The organism is Absicoccus sp. (assembly GCF_034090965.1).
In the GTDB taxonomy this organism is placed as follows: domain Bacteria; phylum Bacillota_I; class Bacilli_A; order Erysipelotrichales; family Erysipelotrichaceae; genus Absicoccus; species Absicoccus intestinalis.
The window spans coordinates 63,785-83,442 of sequence record NZ_JAXDRQ010000068.1 but is presented as its reverse complement, the minus strand read 5'-3'; the positions used below and the strand labels follow the sequence as shown (position 1 = coordinate 83,442).

Genomic DNA, 19,658 nt, shown 5'->3' with positions numbered 1-19,658 from the left:
ACTGCGATATATCGAGGTGATATGTATGGATGAACACATCAAAAAAGTTTATGTCCCTATGAGTGAAACCGCCTTTTACATTCTTTTTTGTTTACGAAATGAATCGCATGGATACGGCATCGTTCAGAAAGTTGAAAAGTTGACCCATGGGGAAATTCGCATTGCCCCGGGAACTTTGTATGGAAGCCTTTCGAAAATGGAAAAAGATGGACTGATCCAGTTTGTGCGTGAAGAAGAAAAACGAAAGATCTATGTGATCACTGCATTGGGAGAAATCGTACTGCAAACAGAAATGAAGCGCATTGAAAGGTTGTACAAAAATATGAAGGAGGTACAACATGTTTAAGCATCAATGGAAATTTTTTGACATCAGTGATTGGAAAAAAGAGCAGGACTATTTGGAAGATATGCACCAGAAGGGATGGAAGTTGAAAAGTACGAATGGTTTCAAGTATACGTTTGAATCTTGTGAACCAGAAGAGGTGGTGTATCAATTGGATTATCGTGATACCAATAGTAAAAAGACCCAAGAAGATCAGGAAGATTACATCCAGATGTTTGAAGATTGTGGTTGGGAATACATCCAAGATCTCAATGGTTTTTCCTATTTTCGTAAGGCAAAACAAGCCATGAACGGTAAAAAGGAAGAAATTTTTTGTGATGAGCAATCCAAACAAGACATGATCAAACGAGTCTATCAAGGAAGGATCATCCCGTTGATCATCGTCTTTATTGGTTTCTTGTTTATCATTCACAGTTCACTGGATAGACCGGTGGCATGGATCCTGCTTGTGGTCGTTTCTGTTATTTATATTTATATCATTTTCAAATTTATCGTATATTACCGAAAGGTATTGTTCGCAAAAAGAGAACATTGATTTCTTACTGGATGCCTTGTAGCTGGATCTTCACAATTTCATTATCGGTGCCAATTCGTACAGGAATTTCAAAATATCCCGTTCCTGCAGAAACAATGCTGCACGTGCCATTTTGGATATGTTTGCCATGATAATAATCTTTTCCATACCAATAGCGTGTAAAAAAAGTACAAGGAAAAAATTGACCTTTGTGGGTGTGCCCACATAAGATCAAATCGGCATGTTGTACTTGTGCTTCCACAATGCCAGAAGGATCATGATCTAGAATCACGATGGGTTTGGAACGATCACACGATTGCATCATACCTTTGAGATGGATGCGGGTTGGATTCGAAACCAGTCGAGTGCGACCAATCAAGTTGATTTCTTTGCTGATAAAGCTTTGATTATTGAGATCAATGATGTTTGATCTTTTTAAAAAATCCTGCCATAAAGGACTGTCTATGGATGGGTCATGATTTCCACAAATCGCAAAGACTCCATCACAAGCTTGGAGTTGTGCCAGTTCCGCAAAAATCCTATCGATGTCTTTGGGTTTACGTATATTGGTTCGATTAAACACATCGCCTGTGATCACGATCAGATCGGGATGGAGGGCATTGGTCTGACAGACGACATGATGGATATAGGCGTGATCAATGATTTCACCAATATGTAGATCACTCAATTGAACAATGGTGTATTGATGAGCAGCCGGTAGTTTGTTTGTTTTATAGGTATACGACACAGTTTTGATCGAATGCGCATGAACTCTTCCATAGATCGTGATGGCGATACTTACTAGCAAGCCTAACCGGGATAAGTCATAGGAAAGGAAGATACCTACCAGATCGGTTACGATCAATGTGGAAATGTGGTAGGTAAGAAAGGCTAAATACAAACCTGAAAATAGTGCGATTTGGCGATAGGCTGGAAAATATTTGCCAACGTGTTCGGCAAATATTTGAAATGCCAAGGCAATTGTCGACAACACGATCAAATACAAAAGGATAGAAGGATGAATGCTCCAAGCGATTCGTAGATCACTATAGAGGCTGGCAAATCCAATGAGGATCCTTGAAATTTGGAAATAGATTTTTTTATCCAAAAAGCGTGTACTTTTCATTTTCATAATTGAATTATAAAGGTTTCTGAAAACCAAAGAAATATATAAATCTATCAAAGTATCTAAATGAATCATTGGTCCGTTTTATCAACGAAAACAATTGATTCCATAGAAATGATTTGATACGATGCAGAAGATGAAACAAACAAGAAAGAAAGTCTTAACGATTGAGATCTTATGCATTGTGATGGTTGGCCTTTTTGTGGTGCATCTTCTTTTTCAACATTCTCCCAAGATCTTTCAATATTTAGAAAACAATGACATTGTCGGTTTGACGACTTATATTCGTGGAGAAGGACGAAGGGGTGAATCGGTATTGATCATTCTGCAAATATTAGAAACCATTTCGATCGTTCTTCCGGCTTTACCAATCTATATTACGGCTGGCATTGTATATGGAAAAGGCAAAGGCATCTTGATGTGTTATCTGACCAATTTGGTTGTGAATGCTTGTATGTTTCTTTGGGCTCGCAAACGAAAGATGGATGTTTCCAAAAACATTCATTATGGACGCAATCCCAAAGTGGAAGAATTGATGAAACAAGTGAAAGATCCCAAACGAGTGGTTTTGTATATGTGCTTATTACCCGTTGTGCCCAATGGCACGATTCCGTATATGGCCGCTAAAACAAGAGTGACCTTTGTTGGATTTATCCAATCTTTAGCGATTGGTTGTTTGCCAGCCATTGCTTTGGATGTCGTTTGTGGCGATGCCTTCCTCACTGTAAACTGGCATATTTTCTTGCCGATCATTGTCGTTCTTGCCCTGATGGCTGCTCTTGTTTTCATCTTTAGAAAACAAATCATGACTCGATTGGAACCCTATATTCGATCAAAAAAATATTGACATTTTTGAAAATAAAATGGTATAAAATACGCGAACCGAAAGTGGCGTAAGCGTAAATCTAGGATACAAATATGTACCAGGTTACGTGAACGTCACTTTTTTTATTTGCAGAAAGAAGGCAGAAAGAATGAGTGAGACAAACACAATAGAAACTGGCAATAAAATGGGGATACACCCCATCCCTAAATTGATGTTGACCATGGGTATTCCTATGATTTGTTCAATGGTGGTACAAGCACTTTACAATATCATTGATAGTTATTTTGTATCACAGATTCCCAAGATTGCCGATCAAGCCATGAATGCCTTGACCTTGGCTTTTCCAATTCAGATGTTGATGGTTGCCGTTGGCGTTGGAACCGGTGTCGGTGTGAATGCATTGATTAGTCGATTTTTGGGACAAAAAGATTATGAAATGGTAAATAAAATTACTGGAAATGCGATTTTCTTAGGCATTTGTACGTATGTTGTATTCTTATTATTTGGTATTTTTGGACTCGATGCGTATTTACGATCGCAGTCATCCAATGAATTGATCTTGATGTTGGGTACGCAATATTTATCCATTTGTGTCTTTCTTTCTTTTGGTGTGATTTTGAGCATGGTGTATGAAAAATTGCTCCAATCCACAGGAAAAACACTTCAAACGACCATCGCTCAATTAGCTGGAGCTCTTACCAATATTTTCTTAGATCCCGTATTGATTTTTGGTTGGTTTGGTCTTCCTGTCATGGGCATCAGTGGCGCTGCGTATGCGACCGTGATTGGTCAAATGGTCACCTTGGGATTAAATATGTTTTTCCATTATTTCTTTAATCCCGAAATCAAAAATGGTCTTCGTTATTTAAGACCTCAAAAAGAGATCATTGTCCACATTTATCAAATTGGTATTCCCGCCATCATCTTACAAGCTTTGATGTCGTTTATGACCTATGGGGTCAATATTATCTTGGCGGGTATTTCCGAAAATTATGTAACGGCATATGGTGTATATTATAAGATCCAACAATTTGCGTTCTTTGCGGGTTTTGGTTTAAACAATGCTTTGATTCCTTTGGTTGCTTATAATTATGGAAAAGGTGATATGCAACGTGTTAAAGATAGTATCAAATATGGAACGTTGGATACTGTTATTTTATTGGGCATCTGTATGATCATCTTGGAACTGTTTGCCAATCCTTTGGCGAGTATTTTTGCCTTATCGCCAGAAATTATTTCTGTTTGTGTTGTTGCCATGAAGATCATCGCTACCGGATTCTTGTTTGCGGGTTTCAATATTGCTTTACAAGGCATTTTCCAAGCCTTAGGTAAAGGTATGTATTCTCTGATTGTTTCTTTGATTCGTATGGTTTTGGTCGATCTTCCATTGGCCTGGTTATTTATACGAATGGCAAGCAATCCATCCTTGACGTTTTGGGCCTTCCCGATTGCGGAATTGTGTGGTGTGATCGTAGCTTGGTTGATGTATCGTAGCGTGAAAAAAGAAATTGGATTGGAGTAAGAAAACATGAAACGAGTGATTACCATTAGTCGAGAATTTGGTAGTGGTGGACGAACCATTGCGAAACAAGTCGCAGAAACATTGGGATATGCTTATTATGATAAAGAACTCATTGAAAAAATTGCGATGGAAACGGGATTTTCAAAAGATTACATCGAAAAACGTGGAGAATATGCGTTAGGAACGAATATTTTTAGTTATGCATTTATTGGCCGATCGGCAACGGGAGCTTCGATTGAAGATCAATTATGGGCCAAACAACAAGAGATCATCTTACATTTGGCGCAGAAGGGAAATTGCGTGATCGTAGGGCGAAGTGTGGATTATATTTTAAGAAATCGTGAAGATTGTCTTCATGTGTTCATTCATGCGTGCACCGAAAAGAAAGTAAAACGGATCGTTGAAGTCTATGGGGAAACGGATGTAGAACCGAAAAAGCGGTTGCGTGACAAAGACAAAAAGCGGGCAGCGAATTATAAATACTATACCGATCGTCATTGGGGGCAAGCAAAGAATTATCATTTGTGTTTGGATAGTGGTGAATTTGGGTTGGATACATGTACAAAAATTATTTGTGAATTGGCAAAAGAAAGAAAGGCCTGATCGAAATGGATCGGCTTTTTTTCTAGGCAATATGAAAAATTTGCATACTTGTACATCAAATTGAAATGTGTTAGGGTAACCAAAAACAAATAGAGGAAACAGAATATGGATCGATTTGAATTTCAAATCCAACAAAGAAAAGTGTGCGTATATCCAAGCTCAACGAAAGGTCCAATCGTATATATGCATAGTTTTATGGATAATGGTGATGCTTTTTGTCGTCAATTAAAAACAAGATGTCCAGATCATACATTGGTCGTAATCAGTCATCTACATTGGGATGATGATCTGACTCCTTGGTACTGTCCACCATTATCGAAAGAAGATAGGCCTTGTGGTGGAAAAGCGGATGATTGGCTACAGACATTGACCCATGAGATCGTTCCGCAAGTGGAAGATGGGCTCAATGAGAAGCCAACGTATCGAATCCTAACAGGATATTCTCTAGCTGGATTGTTTGCGATATATGCAATGTATCATACCGATTTATTCCAACGTGCAGGGAGCATGTCCGGTTCTTTTTGGTTTCCTGATTTTGGTGCATACATCCAGCATCATGAGATGTGCATACAACCAGATCGTTTGTATTTTTCATTAGGAACGAAAGAAGCATGTACCCCACATCCTGTATTAAGAACAGTACAAGCGAATACAGAAAGGCTCGTAAAGTACTATCAAGAAAAAGGAATCAAGACTCGGCTTGAATGGAATCCAGGCAATCATTATCAAGAAGCGGAACAGAGAATGGTTAGAGGCATAATGTGGCTTCTTTCTGGGGAGGATCAATCATGAATCAAACAATGTATGGTTTATTCACACAAGTTGTGAAAGAGAATGAGGATCGCATCGCTATCATCGAGGAACATCGGCAAATGACTTTTGGGCAATTATTGGCATTGACCAATCAAATCGCCGATACATTATCAAAAGATGTACAAACGGTTGGTATCGTGATGGATCATCGAGCTGAAATGATTGCCACCATGTTGGCAACCCTAAAATGTGGAGCTCGCTATGTACCAGCTGAACCTACGTTTCCAACTGGTCGCATTCAGTACATGATGGAAGAAGCGGATGTGGACTTTATCGTAACGGAAAAGGCATACACATCCAAGTTGGATGGTTTTCCAACTTGTTTCGTTGATGATCAATACAAACAATCACAGAATACACAGGCCCAACCCAGTTCACCTGCCTATGTTTTATATACATCGGGAACAACAGGAAAACCCAAAGGCGTATGTGTGACCAATCAAAATGTTTGTCACTATGTACAAGCCTTTGCGAATGAATTTCATCCTACCAACCAGGATATCATGTTGCAGTATTCGGTTTGTTCCTTTGATATTTTTGTGGAAGAAGTATTTGCGAGCTTATTAAATGGGGTAGCTATTGCGATTCCATCGCCAGAAGTTAAAACAAATATACAATCTTTGATGCAGTTTGTAGAAAAATATGACATTACGATGATCAGTGGTTTTCCATATTTGTTTGCGGATATGAATCGACTGGAAGAAATTCCGCATTCCTTACGTTTATTGATTAGTGGAGGCGATGTCCTTCGGGCTTCCTATGTGGATCATCTATTGGATCAAGCTGATGTTTATAATACCTATGGTCCATCGGAAACGACGGTTTGTGCTTCGTATTATCACTGCAACACCGGACACTCATTATCGGATGGTACCTATCCGGTTGGTCATGCAGTGAAAGGTGTAACTATTCGAATTTTGGATGAACAGGGCCAAGAAGTGAAACCAGGCGAAACCGGTGAAATTTGTATTTATGGAAATGGCGTTTCCAATGGTTATATTGGTAATCATGATGAAGAAAATCGAATGTTTGTTTCATTAGAAGATGGATCGAAAATGTATCATAGTGGGGATCTTGGGTATATTTTACCCGATGGTAACATTGCCTTTTTACATCGCAAAGATTCGCAAATCATGATTTATGGTAAACGCGTTGAAGTCAAAGAAGTGGAGTCTTGTTTGTATAAATGTGCACATATCCAACAAGCCGTAGTCCAAGCTAATACCGATGAGCATGGCCTTTCCTATATGACGGCTTATATCGTTGGTGAGCCCGAACTCAAAGTATCGGATCTGAAAAAGGAATTAGCTCAAAACCTAACTTCTTTTATGATTCCTGAATTCTTTGTCAAAATGAAGGAAATTCCTTTAAATGCCAATGGCAAACCAGATATCAATCAATTGCCGATCGTCATGAAAGAAGGAAGATTCTAATGGATATCCTCATTCAACCAGCCACCATCCAGGATCTCGATTTATTAATGGATTGGCGCATGGAAGTTCTTCATGAAGTGTTCCATCTACCAAAAGATGTCGATTTATCCGAATTAACAAGTGAAAACCGCAAGTATTATCAAGAAATGTTGCCCACTCATCAACACATCGCATGTTTTGCCAAGTTGCAGGATGAGATCGTAGGATGTGGTGGTATCTGCATTCAAAAAGAAATGCCCTCTCCAGATAATCCCAATGGATTGTGTGGCTATATCATGAATATTTATACGCGGAAACCATATCGTCAACAGGGCATTGGTCAAAGAATCGTGGATTGGTTAATCAAACAAGCCAAAGAAATGCATGTTCAAAAAATCTATTTGGAAGCTTCCGTCGATGGCAAGCCTTTGTATCAAAAGATGGGCTTCCATGATATGGAAGATTATATGAAGCTATAAGAAAACGACTGGACATCCAGCCGTTTTTTTTACAGATACTTTCCTGTGATACTCTTTTTGGTGTTTTTGATATCATCTACCGTACCGGTTGCGATAATGGTACCACCATCGATACCACCACCAGGTCCCATATCCACAATATAATCCGCATTATGGATCACATCGAGATCATGTTCAATGACGATGACGGTGGCACCTTGTTCGATGAGGGTTTGAAAGACTTGAAGCAACGTTTGAACATCGAGTGGATGTAAACCAATGGTTGGTTCATCAAACACAAAGAGTGAATTGGTTTGTGGACGTCGCATTTCACTGGCTAGTTTTAAGCGTTGCGCTTCACCACCCGATAAGCCCGGCGTTTGTTCGGCCAAGGTCAGATAGCCAAGTCCAAGATCATGTAAAACTTGTAGGCGTTTTTCGACTATCTTTAATCCCGTACAAGCATCTAAGGCTTGATCGACACTCATGGCCATGATTTCGGGTAACGTATACGATTTCCCTTTTGTGTTGGTCCAATGAATATGATTGGCTTGTTCGTTATAGCGCGTACCATGACAATCCGGACAAGTGATTTCGACATCGGGTAAAAATTGAACATCTAAACTAATGGTTCCTGTGCCATCACAAGTAGGACACCGTAATTTACCCGTATTGTAGGAAAACGCACCTGGCTTTAATTGTTGATCTTTGGCTTCGTCTGTTTTCGAAAAGACTTTTCGAAGTTCATTATGTACATTGGCATAGGTTGCCACCGTCGATCGGACATTGATGCCAATCGGAGTGGCATCGATCAGCTTCACTTGTTCGATGCCATCACACTCTAATGTAAGAACCGGATTGGGTAAGGGTTGATGATCTATCTGTGCTTGTAGAGCAGGAATCAGACTTTCTAGGATCATTGTGGTTTTTCCGGAACCAGAAACACCCGTAACCACGGATAAGCGACCTTTTGGGAATCGGACATCCAATGGTTTGACCGTATGAATAGGACCTGTTGTCATATGGATCGAACCCAAAGCAAATATATCGGAAATAACAGGACGTACGCGTTTGGCATCTTGCGCTAAGAAAGGACCTATGATCGAAGAAGGATTTTTTTCAATATCTGAAATGGTGCCTTGAGTCAAAAGATTACCGCCATTGGCACCGGCTTGGAGACCTAATTCAATCATCCAATCGGCATGTTTTAAAATATGGGTATCATGATCGACCAAGATGACAGAATTGCCATCCGCAATCAAATCATCCATCACACCGGATAGCCCTTCGATATTGGCTGGATGTAGTCCAATGGATGGTTCATCCAAAACATATAAGACACCGGTCGTACGATTACGGACAGCCCGTGCCAATTGCATGCGTTGTCTTTCTCCAGTGGAAAGAGTCGAAGCTGCTCGGTCTAACGTAAGATAGCCCAATCCTAGATCCAACAATCGTTTGGCCACATGTAAAAACGAATCACAAATACTTTGGGCCATGGGTTTCATTTCTTCAGACAAAGAATCTGGCACAGTTTGTACCCATTGGACCAATTCATGGAGGGTCATTTCACAAGCTTGATCTAAGGAAATGCCACGTAAAAGAGAAGAACGTGCAGTTTTCGAAAGACGTGTACCATGACAATCGGGACAAATCTCGGTCTTCAAAAACTTTTCGACGCGTTTCATCCCTTTTTCGTCTTTTACTTTGGATAAGGCGTTTTTGACCGTGTAGGTGGCATTAAAATAGGTGAAGTCCATATCACCAGCGGCACCACTGGTTTTATTTTGATAAATGATATTTTTCTTTACGGCGGGTCCATGAAAAACAATATCTTTTTCTTTGGGTGTGAGATCTTTAAAAGGAACATCGGTTCGTACACCCATTTCGCGAGCAATGTCTTTCATCAAAGACCACATCAATGTTTGCCAAGGAAGGACAGCGCCTTCATCAATGGTTAGATCTTCATTGGGAACCAGAGTACTTTCATCAACAGTTTGTACCCATCCTGTACCTTGACAGGTAGGACAAGCACCATGACTATTAAAAGCTAAATCTTCCGCAGATGGACCACGAAAATGGGCACCACAAACAGGACAGACGATTTCTTTTTCGGCCGCTACAGATAATGTAGGCTTTACATAATGGCCATTGGGACAACGATGTGAACCCAAACGAGAGAACATCAAACGTAAACTATTTAAGAGTTCAGTAGCTGTTCCAAACGTGCTTCGTACACCAGGTACACTGGGGCGTTGATGTAAGGCCAAAGCCGCAGGAATATAACGAATTTCATCCACTTCGGCTTTTTCGGCTTGCGTCATGCGTCTTCGTGTATAGGTGGATAAAGCTTCTAAATAACGTCTGGATCCTTCGGCATAGAGAACGCCCAAGGCCAATGAAGATTTACCCGAACCAGATACTCCAGCAATAGCCGTGATTTGATGAAGGGGAATATCCACATCGATATTTTTTAAGTTATGGACGCGGGCACCACGTACTTGAATATGAGTTGGTTGTTTATGCATACCCAAAGAGTAGTGAAAAAGAAGGGTATCGTCAAGTACGGGATTCTTTTAACTTTGTTTTCATATGATGAAAGACGATCAAACAAATAATGATTTGGACAAGGGTTGAACATGGGGTGGCCAAGCCAATATGAAATAAGGAAACTGGTCTTTGATGACTCATAACATACGCAACGGGAATACGGACACCAAAAGCTCCTACGATTCCTTGGATCATAACAAAAATCGTTTGGCCTACACCGTTGTAGAAACCAACAAAACAGAATAAGAAACAAGTCAATAAACAATCGATCGCATAGGCTTCTAAGTAGTCGGCACCGGCTTTTATGACCATGGGATTGGTTGTAAAGATACCGGCCATATTGCTGCGAAAATGAAAGGTTAAAATGCTCATGGTGATACCAAATATCAAGGATATCAAAATACCATAGAATAAAGTTTTATTGGCGCGATCGACTTTATGGGCACCTACATTTTGAGCAACAAAAGCCGATATGGATTGCATGAAGGCACTTGGAATCAGCATGATAAAGGCACAAACTTTTTCAGCAATACCAACGCCTGCCGAAGCCGTTATGCCTAAAGCGTTCACGAACATTAAAATGGCGATGAAGCTCAGGCTTACTAAAAAAATCTTGTAGGGCAATGGGAAAGCCCACGCGGATGATGCGGTGCAAAGATTCTTTATCCATTTTCAAATGAATATGAAAAGGAAGATTTTTATGACGAATGATCTGGATGGACAAGATCACACTGATCAATTGGGAAACAATGGTTGCGATGGCTGCACCTTGGGCGCCCATATGGAAGATGGCCACTAAAACCAGATCACCAATAATATTAAAGATGCAAGCAATCATTACGGTCCATAATGTGGTCTTGGAATCGCCTAGACCACGAAAGATACTACTGATAAGATTATAGGCAATGATGATCAAAGAGCCCATGCTGCAAATGCGTAAATAACCAACGGTTTGGTTGAAGGCCGGTTTTGGTGCATTCAATAAGGAAGCAATGGGGGCTGCAAAAATGAGCATGACAATCGTTAAGATGACGCCAATGATCCCAAATAGAAGAATTCCGGTACCAATGGTTTGATTGACTTTTTCGGATTGTTTCGCACCCAATTGTTGACCAATGGTGACAGTGATGCCCATAGCAAAACTAACGATGACATTGGTGATCGTTTGTAAGGCTTGAGAGCCAGTTGAAACACCAGAAATGTCGGCTGTGGTCGCAAACCGTCCCACCACAAGCAAATCGACAGCACCATACATGGCTTGTAAGAACAAGGCAAGAATCACGGGTAGCATAAATTTTAATAAGGGTTTGACAATGGGTCCACTTGTTAATGAATTTTTTATGGTTGTATCCATAATATCTCCTCCTAATAAACAAAAAAAGCTGAACAAGACTACAGGTATTTCAACCTGTCATCTTGTCCAGCGATTAAGATCCACAATTGTGTCTTATAACGCTCCCCGATGAGTAACTAGATTCTAGCAACATTAAAAAAAGATGTCAATATGGATTCTATTTATCTATATAGTCCTATGAAATATATTCGATGTGTTGATATAATTAGAAGGTACTAACAAATATAGATGAGGATAACATATGGAACTAAAAAAAGACAGTGTTGAAAGAACCCTTTGTATTCCGCTTTGGTGTCGTGCTTTAGCGGTTAAAAAGCTTCCCCAAATTTTACCAGATCATGATGCCATCCGTATCTTACAGGAAATGGGAGAAACCAAACCACCTACTATTTTTTATCATATGGAATGTGCTTGTTTAGCCGGTGCCATGCGTCAATATGATTTTTCCAAAGAGATTGCATGGTATCTTCAAATCCATCCCAACGCAACCATTGTTGAAATGGGAGCCGGACTTTCTTGTTTACGAAGACAAATGAAAAATGAACAAAATCCATGGATCAACTTGGATTTGCCCGATGTGATCGCATGTCGAAATACCTACATTCCTTGTGGAAAGAATGAACAAAATATAGCGTGTGATCTAACGAATTCTGTTTGGATGGATCAAATTCCGTTTGATGCCCAAAAAGGGGCTATCTTTATTGCAGCGGGTGTCCTTCACTATTTTTCCAAGAAAGAAGTGCAAACATTGATCAAAGAGATAGCCCATCGATTTCCGGGTGCAACTTTTGTGTTTGATACCATTAGTTATAAAGAAGTGAAAAATGGCAATGGCCAAGTCAATCAAACTAAGAATGATACTAAGATCACTTTTTATTTGAATGATGCTGAAAAAGAATTACCCACTTGGTCGGATCGTATCGTTCATGTATCGCAAAAGAGTTATTTAGAAGGCTATCCCATTTCGGGCGTCCATTATCATTGGTTTACCAAGCTTTATATTCGCTCCAAGCGTAAAAAGTTATTTATGGTTCATATCGAATTTGAAAAGAAGAATTCTTTTTAGAAAATCGTATAAAGTCCAAAAATTTGGACATGGTATTTGTTAGAGTGATAGTAGAAAGAAAAGACCTAGAAATGGAGGCACATGCTATGAAGAAAACATTTTTTACTATCACGGGAACGAAATACTATTATGGAAGTAAATTTTTTGAACCAGGTATGCGCGTTCAATTGATCAAAGACAAAGAAAATCAATATGATCGTGAAGCCATCCAAGTCAATGTAAAAGGTCTTGGAAAAGTGGGTTATGTGGCCAACAGTCCATACACGGTCTTAGGAGAAAGCATGAGTGCAGGTCGTCTATATGACAAGATAGGAAACAAGGCGATTGGTACAGTCGTTTATGTATTGGACAATGGAATCTTGTGTTCAATCGATAATATTGCCAAAAAGAAATACAGATAATACAGGTATCCCATGGAGTCAAAGAAGCGGATGGACAGGTTTAGGAATTGGTTTTGATCATACGTATGTCATGGAAAATCAGTGTAACATGCAGATAGGGGGCAAAATGAGTAATGAAATCATTCAATTCGTGAATGGAGATTTACAAATTGATGTGACAGTAACGCCTGACAAAGATACGGTTTGGCTGAACAGAAATCAAATTGTGACATTATTTGATAGAGATATTAAAACAATTGGTAAACATATCAATAATGCATTGAAAGAAGAACTTGATTCTTCAACTGTCGCAAAATTTGCGACAGTTCAAAAAGAAGGTTCAAGGGAAATAAAACGTGATATTGAGTATTACAATTTAGATATGATCATATCCGTTGGCTATCGAGTGAAATCAAAAAAGGGTATTGTTTTTCGTAAATGGGCAACATCGGTCTTAAAAGACTATATGATCAAAGGGTATGCGTTAAATCAAAAGCGATTAGATGTCTTGAATAAAACCATTTCGATCCAATCAAGAATGTTGGCATCTACTTTGAATATAGAAGAAAAAGAAGTATTCAGTGTGATAGAAGCTTATTCTCATGCACTCACGTTATTAGATGATTATGATCATGGGACCATTCCTAAGCCAAAGGGGCCACTACGATTTATCGTATGACATATGCAGAATGTCGTCATTTGATTGATTCCATGAAATATGGAGATTTCTCCGATGTATTTGGAGTGGAAAAAGAAGTGGGCAAACTCAATGGTATCTTGGCAGCGGTTTATCAAAATGTATTTGGAACCGAATTGTATCCAAGTATTTACTGTATTTCTTGATTAAAGATCATCCATTTGTAGATGGTTGTAAACGAATTGGTGCATCGATCTTTTTAGAATTTCTGAACAAAAACAAGCATCTGATTGTCGATGGTAAGCAAATGATCTCGGATGGTGCATTGGTTGCGATTGCATTGATGATTGCCCAATCGCGACCAGAAGAAAAAGAAACAATGGTCAAACTGGTGATGAATTTCCTAAATTAGGTATGTAAAAAGCAGATTGTTCGAAAGGTAAAATATCTAAGCAATCTTCAATAATTAAATATATAATGTAGATATGCAAATAGATAGAAAGTGTGTGAATGAAACTTTTTTAAAAGATGTATCCATATTTGATGAAAATGACATCAAGATTAAATTGAAGATCGATCATACCTATCGTGTTGCTAGTTTGTGTGAACGAATTGCTCATAGCCTACACTTGAATCAAGAAGACATTGATCTTGCTTGGTTATTAGGAATTTTTCATGATCTTGGGCGATTTGTGCAAGTGCAACAATATGGTACTTTTTACGATTCTTTATCAGAAAACCATGCCTTATTAAGTTGTCGATACTTATTTTCACAAAATAAGATTCGTGAATACATATTGGATCCAAGCGAAGATCCATTGATTAAAAAAGCTGTCTTTTATCACAATGTGTATGCCTTACCAAAAGACTTAACAAACCGAGAAGTATTGTTTGCCCAAATCTTAAGGGATGCCGATAAAATTGATATTTTGAAAGTGAATTTGGAAACGCCACTGGAAGATATTTATGATGTATCATTAGAAGAATTACAACAAGAAGATATTTCTAATGCGATCATACAGGATGCATTGTCCCATCGATTGGTGGATCTTTCTCATGCACAAACACATATGGATCATTATGTAGCTCATATTTGTTTTGTGTATGGATTGGTTTATCCAGAAAGTATCCGTATCATGAAACAACAAGGATATTTAGAACAATTGTTCCGTTTTCCAAGTGAAAATCTAGATACAAAGCAAGTTTTGGGACAAATTCAGGATCATGTTATACAGTATATGAAAGATATAATAGATAATTAAATGGTAGATGTGACAACACTGAAGTTTTGTATATTGTTCCAGCAAAATAGGCATTTCAAAGAGTAAGTGAAATAGATTGAAAATAAATAAAAGGTGCAGATATTCGTTCAAAATAGAATATCGGCGCCTTTTGATTATATTTGTAATATGCGTGTTATACATACTAGACAAAGGTGTCTAGTCATGATTCTTGTTTTCTGTCGTGTAAAAAGAGGGAAAGAGAAGGTATGATTAGGATGACATCAAGGAGAAACGAATATGGATCAAATAAAGATGGGGGCTTTTCTCAAAGAACTACGAAAAGAAAAACATCTGACTCAGGAAGATTTGGCGGAAGAACTTCATGTTTCCAATCGAACCATATCTCGATGGGAAACCGGTACGAGCTTACCAGATATCAATATGCTTGTTATGCTTTCTGATTTTTATGCAATAAGTATACCAGAACTTATTTCGGGTGAAAGAAAGGAAAAAATGAGAAACCAAGAATCGAATGAAACAGCACATGTAATGGCGGCATATAGCCACGATGAGATAAAAGCAGAAAGACGAAAAATGGGTGGATTTCTTATTTTAATCTTTGGGATTTTCATTATTCTATCGGCATTGATCATTTTTCCAAGTGAAAGCAGTTGGAGCAGTATTTATGCAATCTTGGGCAGTTTCATTGTTTTGTTTGGCTTGTGTATTTTGGTGAACAAAAGATGGCGAGTACAAACAGTGGTAGGATGTATGCTCCTGTTATTTATTCTTTTTACGCTTTCGGATTATGTGGCTGTTACACAATTTAACCAAGTACCAAGATTTCGTTATGAAACCAGTTATGATTCACGAAAACCCAATCAATGGAAATATAAGACCTTGTTCTTTACAGCTATTCAAACCAATCCAGGAACCAGAAACGAAAAGGTTGAAATACAGAAATAAATCAGCGATTTTAGGTCTTGACCTGCCCATTGGGGACAATGCTATCGTTTCATTAGAGGAAGTGATCGATCATGTTTCGAAATGAAGTGCAAAAGAAAACCGGATTAACCCGCAAAGCCATCACATATTATGAAGAAAAAGGCTTGATTCATCCTACAAAATTAAAAAATGGCTATCGAGACTATAGTGAAAAGGATGTTGCCATTCTTAGCCAAATTTCAATCTTTCGAAAATTAGGTATATCCTTATCCGATATGCAACAATATCTATCCAGTAATGAATCGTTAGCTTCTTTGCTTAGAGAAAAAGAGCATCAATTGGATAGTGAAGAAAAAAGAAAGGAGATCCTAGTATTGATGCTGCATGGTGAAAGTCAAAATAGGATCAATGAAAAAATAAATAGATTGGAAGCCGAAGAATCGATTTATGTCCGATTGAAAAGAGCTTTTCCTGGATATTTTGGCGATTTATTGTTTGCATCCTATCAACCTTTTTTTGATGAGCCTTTAGATGAAGAAGGAAAAGAAGCCTTTCAACAATTTATTGAATATCTAGATGCCCTTCCAGCTTTTCAGATAAGCCAAGAAGAAAAGGCATATATTGAACAGATCAGTTCCTGTTTTGATAGGAAGGCTTTGAGAGCCATCCATCAAAACAAACAGGAAGCCATTAAAGATGTGGAAACATGGTTCAAAGAACATAAAGAATCTGTTTCACAATATGAATCCTATAAAAACAGTGAAGATTATCAAAAGAGTCCAATGAAATCCATCCAAGATCAACTACAAGAATATATGGAACAAAATAAGTATTATGAAATCGCTATTCCACTCATAAGAAAGTTTAGTAAGAGCTATGATTCCTATTATAAGAAATTGTTGAAAGCCAATGAACAATATATCCAAGACATCTACTTGAAAGAGTAGGTGGTTTTTTGGATGGAAAATCATTTTATTATGGACAATCGTTGATTTATCCTGAATAATTAGAAGCACAACAGAATAAAGGCTTTCACTCATCACCGGGTGAGTGATCATAAGGCATTCAAAACATAATCGTAGGTACGGCTTGAAGCTATAAGATTATGTTTTGGGTGCCTTTTATCTTTTTATAGGAGGGATGAAAGTATGGAAGCAAAAATTTTTAAAACACTACCAAAAGAAGCAGAAAGAATACGAAAAAAAGTATTTATGGAAGAACAAGGATTTCAAAATGAGTTTGATGAAACGGATCGGATCTCATTGCATGTTGTGTTATTGGATGTATCCAATCCCGTGGGAACATGTAGGATCTATTATTCGGAAGAAAGACAATGTTATGTGATTGGTCGAATCGCCGTTCTAAAGGATCATAGAGGAAGGAATGCAGGTAGCCAATTGTTGAAGGTGGCTGAAAAAGAAATAAGAAAGCGAAAAGGGAATAGGGCTGAATTATTAGCACAAGTAAGGGCCACGCCGTTTTATGAGAAAAATAGATATTTTTCATTAGGAGATATCTATATGGATGAAGGATGTCCCCATGTATGGATGAGAAAGGAACTGAGGTAATATGAGCATTCCATATTTTTTACCATTGGTCATTGTCATTTTTTGTAATATTGGATATCACACATTCAGTAAAAGTCTTCCATCCAATATCAATCCGTTTATCGGTTTGGCAGCAACGTATGGAGTGGCATTTGTAGGCAGTTTATTCTTATTTCTTCTGACAAAAGATACTCTATATTTCAATCAGAAAGTGAACATCAATAAATATAATCTTTTGTTAGGAATTGTCATCATCGGTGTCGAAGGAGGCTACATGTTGATGTATCGGGCCGGTTGGGAAATTAGTAAAGCATCGGTCATCGCAAATATCGTAGTAGCCATTTTGTTGTTGGTCATGGGCGCCATTGTGTTTCATGAATCGGTTGATTTGAAAAAAGTCGTTGGGATCCTATTTTGTTTACTCGGCATTGCGTGGATCAAATAACATAGAAATTTTGACAAAAAGAAATGGCTATATTCATGAAAAAGAGGAATTGTTTATACATTGTTTAGGTATTTCCAACGTGAAAATTTATATCTCTTTTCTAGAGCAGGGTGCATGGGAAAGGATATTATTATGGAACTTCAAATTTTAAATGTCATTCAAACATTACGAACACCCTTACTGGATTAAATCATGCCACTGATCTCCAATGGATTTGTATTGTGGATATTATTGCCCCTTTTATTAATGATGCATAAGAAAACAAGAAAAGCAGGACTTTTCATCCTGATCGTGATGGGCATCGATGTGCTACTATGCAATGTGATCATGAAACTATTGTTCCATCGAATTCGTCCCTGTGATGTCAATACAATGATTCCATTATTGGTGAGTTGTCCGACAGACTATTCTTTTCCATCTGGACATACTGCTTTTTCTTTTGCAGCCGTAAGTGGATTATGGTTTTCTAACGTATACAAACAATGGCGGATCCCAACTTTGATTTTTGCTTGTTTGATTGGTATTGCCCTTGTGGTAGGTATGCATATTCGATCCGTTGCGCTTAGTACTGATACTCCTCTCGATTGATGATCAATGTCCAAATGGTCAAAAAGAAACAAATGGTGTTTGCCAGGGTGGTGACAAGCCAAAGACCATCGGCGCCCAGCCATAAAGGCAATACATAAATCGCAATCAGTTGGAGGACCAAGGTTCGCATGACCGATAAAAAAGCAGAGACACGACCATTGTTTAAAGCTGTGAAGAAACCGGACCCAAAAGTGTTGTAGCCCATGGTCAGATAAGATAGGGAATACAAATGAAAGCCATGAACCGTCAATGCCATAAGGATAGCGTCATAGCCCACAAAGATCCGAACCAAAAAGGTGGCACCGACCTCTGAAAAAATCGTTAAGACCACCGATGTGATCAGGATCATGATCGTGGATCGTCGTAATAAGCCTTTCAATTCATTGGTATGATGGGCACCATAGTGATAGCCAACGATTGGGGATACTCCCATGGTATAACCAAAGAAAATGCTCGCGAAGATAAAGTTGACATACATAATGACACCATAGGCAGCTACTCCATTGGTACCGGCATACTTTAATAGTTGCAGATTATACAACATTCCCACCAAGGAAGTGGCAGCATTCGATAGAAATTCGGATGCTCCATTGGTACTGGCTTTAAGGATGGCTTGCGTATCCATATGGGTCTTGCCCAATCGTAACGTCGTTGAATTGGGAAGAAAGAAAAAGACCAAAGGAACCGATCCGCCAATGATCTCACTCATGACAGTGGCTGAAGCGGCCCCAGCCAATCCCCAGCCCAAACGACCAACAAATACGTAGTCTAAGATCATATTGGTACAACCAGCCAAGATCGTGATCTTTAAGCCTAGTTTGGGACGCTCTGCCGTTACTAAAAAGCTTTGAAAAAGATTTTGGAGCATAAAAAAAGGCAAGCTGATCATACAAATACGGATATATAAAATGGCATAGGGCATCATTTGTGAAGTCGCACCTAATATTCTTGAAACTTGGGGCGCGGCAATGAAGCCAAACAAGGCTAAACAAACACCACATCCAAATAGAACATAGACCAATAGAGAAAAGATCTCATTGGCCTTTTTGTTATCTTTCATGCCCAATGTCATAGATACCAAAGCGGTGCCACCTGTACCAAACATGAAGCCAATGGCCGATAAGATCATGATAAAAGGCATGACTAGATTCAAGGAAGCAAAAGGAACAGCTCCCACATAGTTCGAAACAAAAAAGCCATCGACCATACCATAAATGGAAGTAAAGATCATCATAGTGATGGATGGAAGCGTAAAGCGAATGAGTTTACGATACGTAAAATGATCGGATAATTGAATGTTCATGCC

Annotated in this window: 24 protein-coding genes; 19 read left to right on the top strand and 5 right to left on the bottom strand. The window is 38.6% G+C overall.

Annotated features, from left to right (window positions below):
* The first annotated feature begins 25 nt into the window (after positions 1–25).
* Entirely contained in the window at positions 26–346 is a 321-nt protein-coding gene (locus SOS22_RS10550; protein ID WP_320597132.1) for a PadR family transcriptional regulator, read from the top strand.
* On the top strand, positions 339–878 hold the full coding sequence (locus tag SOS22_RS10545) for a DUF2812 domain-containing protein (protein WP_320325867.1): 540 nt from the start codon (positions 339–341) through the stop codon (positions 876–878). The genes SOS22_RS10550 and SOS22_RS10545 overlap by 8 nt, the downstream gene beginning before the upstream one ends.
* A 4-nt stretch (positions 879–882) precedes the next feature.
* On the opposite strand, the gene SOS22_RS10540 is transcribed toward SOS22_RS10545, so the two are convergent.
* Positions 883–1,989 carry a metallophosphoesterase gene (locus tag SOS22_RS10540; protein ID WP_320325868.1) on the bottom strand — a complete coding sequence of 369 codons (1,107 nt, stop codon included), beginning with the start codon at positions 1,987–1,989 and terminating at the stop codon, positions 883–885.
* 130 nt (positions 1,990–2,119) lie between these two features.
* Between SOS22_RS10540 and SOS22_RS10535 the strand changes: the two genes are divergently transcribed.
* From SOS22_RS10535 to SOS22_RS10510, 6 genes are all read left to right on the top strand, one after another.
* Positions 2,120–2,830, top strand: a complete 711-nt coding sequence (locus SOS22_RS10535) for a TVP38/TMEM64 family protein (protein ID WP_320597131.1) — start codon at positions 2,120–2,122, stop codon at positions 2,828–2,830.
* A 127-nt stretch (positions 2,831–2,957) separates the two neighbouring features.
* Positions 2,958–4,331 carry an MATE family efflux transporter gene (locus SOS22_RS10530; protein WP_320597130.1) on the top strand — a complete coding sequence of 458 codons (1,374 nt, stop codon included), beginning with the start codon at positions 2,958–2,960 and terminating at the stop codon, positions 4,329–4,331.
* A gap of 6 nt (positions 4,332–4,337) precedes the next feature.
* Positions 4,338–4,934, top strand: coding sequence for a cytidylate kinase-like family protein (locus tag SOS22_RS10525; RefSeq protein WP_320597129.1), 597 nt, complete (start codon positions 4,338–4,340; stop codon positions 4,932–4,934).
* 105 nt (positions 4,935–5,039) lie between these two features.
* Entirely contained in the window at positions 5,040–5,726 is a 687-nt protein-coding gene (locus tag SOS22_RS10520) for an alpha/beta hydrolase (RefSeq protein WP_320597128.1), read from the top strand.
* Entirely contained in the window at positions 5,723–7,180 is a 1,458-nt protein-coding gene (locus SOS22_RS10515) for an amino acid adenylation domain-containing protein (RefSeq protein WP_320597127.1), read from the top strand. Before SOS22_RS10520 ends, SOS22_RS10515 begins: the two co-directional genes overlap by 4 nt.
* On the top strand, positions 7,180–7,638 hold the full coding sequence (locus tag SOS22_RS10510; RefSeq protein WP_173446731.1) for a GNAT family N-acetyltransferase: 459 nt from the start codon (positions 7,180–7,182) through the stop codon (positions 7,636–7,638). The genes SOS22_RS10515 and SOS22_RS10510 overlap by 1 nt, the downstream gene beginning before the upstream one ends.
* Positions 7,639–7,667: 29 nt before the next feature.
* Here the strand turns inward: SOS22_RS10510 and SOS22_RS10505 are convergent, their stop codons facing one another.
* The 3 genes from SOS22_RS10505 to SOS22_RS10495 are packed head-to-tail and all read right to left on the bottom strand — an operon-like array spanning position 7,668 to position 11,521.
* The gene (locus SOS22_RS10505; protein WP_320597126.1) at positions 7,668–10,145 is read right to left on the bottom strand and encodes an excinuclease ABC subunit UvrA; all 2,478 of its coding nucleotides are present in this window, start codon (positions 10,143–10,145) and stop codon (positions 7,668–7,670) included.
* 31 nt (positions 10,146–10,176) lie between these two features.
* Positions 10,177–10,737 (bottom strand): MATE family efflux transporter, encoded by a 561-nt coding sequence (locus tag SOS22_RS10500; protein ID WP_320597125.1) that lies wholly within the window; start codon positions 10,735–10,737, stop codon positions 10,177–10,179.
* On the bottom strand, positions 10,691–11,521 hold the full coding sequence (locus SOS22_RS10495; protein ID WP_320597124.1) for an MATE family efflux transporter: 831 nt from the start codon (positions 11,519–11,521) through the stop codon (positions 10,691–10,693). Before SOS22_RS10495 ends, SOS22_RS10500 begins: the two co-directional genes overlap by 47 nt.
* Before the next feature lie 241 nt (positions 11,522–11,762).
* Here SOS22_RS10495 and SOS22_RS10490 point away from each other — a divergent pair, with 241 nt between their 5' ends.
* The 11 genes from SOS22_RS10490 (at position 11,763) to SOS22_RS10440 (ending at position 18,352) form a co-directional block, all read left to right on the top strand.
* Positions 11,763–12,587: a class I SAM-dependent methyltransferase gene (locus SOS22_RS10490; protein ID WP_320597123.1), complete on the top strand. Its 825-nt coding sequence runs from the start codon at positions 11,763–11,765 to the stop codon at positions 12,585–12,587.
* An 86-nt stretch (positions 12,588–12,673) separates the two neighbouring features.
* Positions 12,674–12,988: an HIRAN domain-containing protein gene (locus SOS22_RS10485; RefSeq protein ID WP_128520219.1), complete on the top strand. Its 315-nt coding sequence runs from the start codon at positions 12,674–12,676 to the stop codon at positions 12,986–12,988.
* Positions 12,989–13,094: 106 nt separating this feature from the next.
* The gene (locus SOS22_RS10480; RefSeq protein WP_320597122.1) at positions 13,095–13,646 is read left to right on the top strand and encodes a virulence RhuM family protein; all 552 of its coding nucleotides are present in this window, start codon (positions 13,095–13,097) and stop codon (positions 13,644–13,646) included.
* Positions 13,643–13,810, top strand: coding sequence for a hypothetical protein (locus SOS22_RS10475; protein WP_320597121.1), 168 nt, complete (start codon positions 13,643–13,645; stop codon positions 13,808–13,810). Before SOS22_RS10480 ends, SOS22_RS10475 begins: the two co-directional genes overlap by 4 nt.
* Positions 13,807–14,016, top strand: coding sequence for a hypothetical protein (locus SOS22_RS10470; protein ID WP_320597120.1), 210 nt, complete (start codon positions 13,807–13,809; stop codon positions 14,014–14,016). Before SOS22_RS10475 ends, SOS22_RS10470 begins: the two co-directional genes overlap by 4 nt.
* A gap of 73 nt (positions 14,017–14,089) precedes the next feature.
* On the top strand, positions 14,090–14,866 hold the full coding sequence (locus tag SOS22_RS10465; protein ID WP_320597119.1) for an HD domain-containing protein: 777 nt from the start codon (positions 14,090–14,092) through the stop codon (positions 14,864–14,866).
* Positions 14,867–15,124: 258 nt separating this feature from the next.
* Positions 15,125–15,793 carry a helix-turn-helix domain-containing protein gene (locus SOS22_RS10460; RefSeq protein ID WP_320325883.1) on the top strand — a complete coding sequence of 223 codons (669 nt, stop codon included), beginning with the start codon at positions 15,125–15,127 and terminating at the stop codon, positions 15,791–15,793.
* A 71-nt stretch (positions 15,794–15,864) separates the two neighbouring features.
* On the top strand, positions 15,865–16,719 hold the full coding sequence (locus SOS22_RS10455; protein WP_320597118.1) for a MerR family transcriptional regulator: 855 nt from the start codon (positions 15,865–15,867) through the stop codon (positions 16,717–16,719).
* A 201-nt stretch (positions 16,720–16,920) separates the two neighbouring features.
* Entirely contained in the window at positions 16,921–17,340 is a 420-nt protein-coding gene (locus SOS22_RS10450) for a GNAT family N-acetyltransferase (protein WP_320597117.1), read from the top strand.
* Position 17,341: 1 nt separating this feature from the next.
* The gene (locus SOS22_RS10445) at positions 17,342–17,764 is read left to right on the top strand and encodes an EamA family transporter (protein ID WP_320325886.1); all 423 of its coding nucleotides are present in this window, start codon (positions 17,342–17,344) and stop codon (positions 17,762–17,764) included.
* 192 nt (positions 17,765–17,956) lie between these two features.
* The gene (locus SOS22_RS10440; protein ID WP_320597116.1) at positions 17,957–18,352 is read left to right on the top strand and encodes a phosphatase PAP2 family protein; all 396 of its coding nucleotides are present in this window, start codon (positions 17,957–17,959) and stop codon (positions 18,350–18,352) included.
* Here the strand turns inward: SOS22_RS10440 and SOS22_RS10435 are convergent.
* Positions 18,327–19,655: an MATE family efflux transporter gene (locus tag SOS22_RS10435; RefSeq protein ID WP_320597115.1), complete on the bottom strand. Its 1,329-nt coding sequence runs from the start codon at positions 19,653–19,655 to the stop codon at positions 18,327–18,329. The two genes, SOS22_RS10440 and SOS22_RS10435, sit on opposite strands and share 26 nt — an antisense overlap.
* Positions 19,656–19,658: the final 3 nt, after the last annotated feature.

Bases quoted from the DNA above. Each gene is read 5' to 3' on its own strand.
- SOS22_RS10550 (WP_320597132.1), top strand. From the start codon at position 26: ATGGATGAACACATCAAAAAAGTTTATGTCCCTATGAGTGAAACCGCC.
- SOS22_RS10545 (WP_320325867.1), top strand. From the start codon at position 339: ATGTTTAAGCATCAATGGAAATTTTTTGACATCAGTGATTGGAAAAAA.
- SOS22_RS10540 (WP_320325868.1), bottom strand. From the start codon at position 1,989: ATGAAAATGAAAAGTACACGCTTTTTGGATAAAAAAATCTATTTCCAA.
- SOS22_RS10535 (WP_320597131.1), top strand. From the start codon at position 2,120: ATGAAACAAACAAGAAAGAAAGTCTTAACGATTGAGATCTTATGCATT.
- SOS22_RS10530 (WP_320597130.1), top strand. From the start codon at position 2,958: ATGAGTGAGACAAACACAATAGAAACTGGCAATAAAATGGGGATACAC.
- SOS22_RS10525 (WP_320597129.1), top strand. From the start codon at position 4,338: ATGAAACGAGTGATTACCATTAGTCGAGAATTTGGTAGTGGTGGACGA.
- SOS22_RS10520 (WP_320597128.1), top strand. From the start codon at position 5,040: ATGGATCGATTTGAATTTCAAATCCAACAAAGAAAAGTGTGCGTATAT.
- SOS22_RS10515 (WP_320597127.1), top strand. From the start codon at position 5,723: ATGAATCAAACAATGTATGGTTTATTCACACAAGTTGTGAAAGAGAAT.
- SOS22_RS10510 (WP_173446731.1), top strand. From the start codon at position 7,180: ATGGATATCCTCATTCAACCAGCCACCATCCAGGATCTCGATTTATTA.
- SOS22_RS10505 (WP_320597126.1), bottom strand. From the start codon at position 10,145: ATGCATAAACAACCAACTCATATTCAAGTACGTGGTGCCCGCGTCCAT.
- SOS22_RS10495 (WP_320597124.1), bottom strand. From the start codon at position 11,521: ATGGATACAACCATAAAAAATTCATTAACAAGTGGACCCATTGTCAAA.
- SOS22_RS10490 (WP_320597123.1), top strand. From the start codon at position 11,763: ATGGAACTAAAAAAAGACAGTGTTGAAAGAACCCTTTGTATTCCGCTT.
- SOS22_RS10485 (WP_128520219.1), top strand. From the start codon at position 12,674: ATGAAGAAAACATTTTTTACTATCACGGGAACGAAATACTATTATGGA.
- SOS22_RS10480 (WP_320597122.1), top strand. From the start codon at position 13,095: ATGAGTAATGAAATCATTCAATTCGTGAATGGAGATTTACAAATTGAT.
- SOS22_RS10475 (WP_320597121.1), top strand. From the start codon at position 13,643: ATGACATATGCAGAATGTCGTCATTTGATTGATTCCATGAAATATGGA.
- SOS22_RS10465 (WP_320597119.1), top strand. From the start codon at position 14,090: ATGCAAATAGATAGAAAGTGTGTGAATGAAACTTTTTTAAAAGATGTA.
- SOS22_RS10460 (WP_320325883.1), top strand. From the start codon at position 15,125: ATGGATCAAATAAAGATGGGGGCTTTTCTCAAAGAACTACGAAAAGAA.
- SOS22_RS10455 (WP_320597118.1), top strand. From the start codon at position 15,865: ATGTTTCGAAATGAAGTGCAAAAGAAAACCGGATTAACCCGCAAAGCC.
- SOS22_RS10450 (WP_320597117.1), top strand. From the start codon at position 16,921: ATGGAAGCAAAAATTTTTAAAACACTACCAAAAGAAGCAGAAAGAATA.
- SOS22_RS10445 (WP_320325886.1), top strand. From the start codon at position 17,342: ATGAGCATTCCATATTTTTTACCATTGGTCATTGTCATTTTTTGTAAT.
- SOS22_RS10440 (WP_320597116.1), top strand. From the start codon at position 17,957: ATGCCACTGATCTCCAATGGATTTGTATTGTGGATATTATTGCCCCTT.
- SOS22_RS10435 (WP_320597115.1), bottom strand. From the start codon at position 19,655: ATGAACATTCAATTATCCGATCATTTTACGTATCGTAAACTCATTCGC.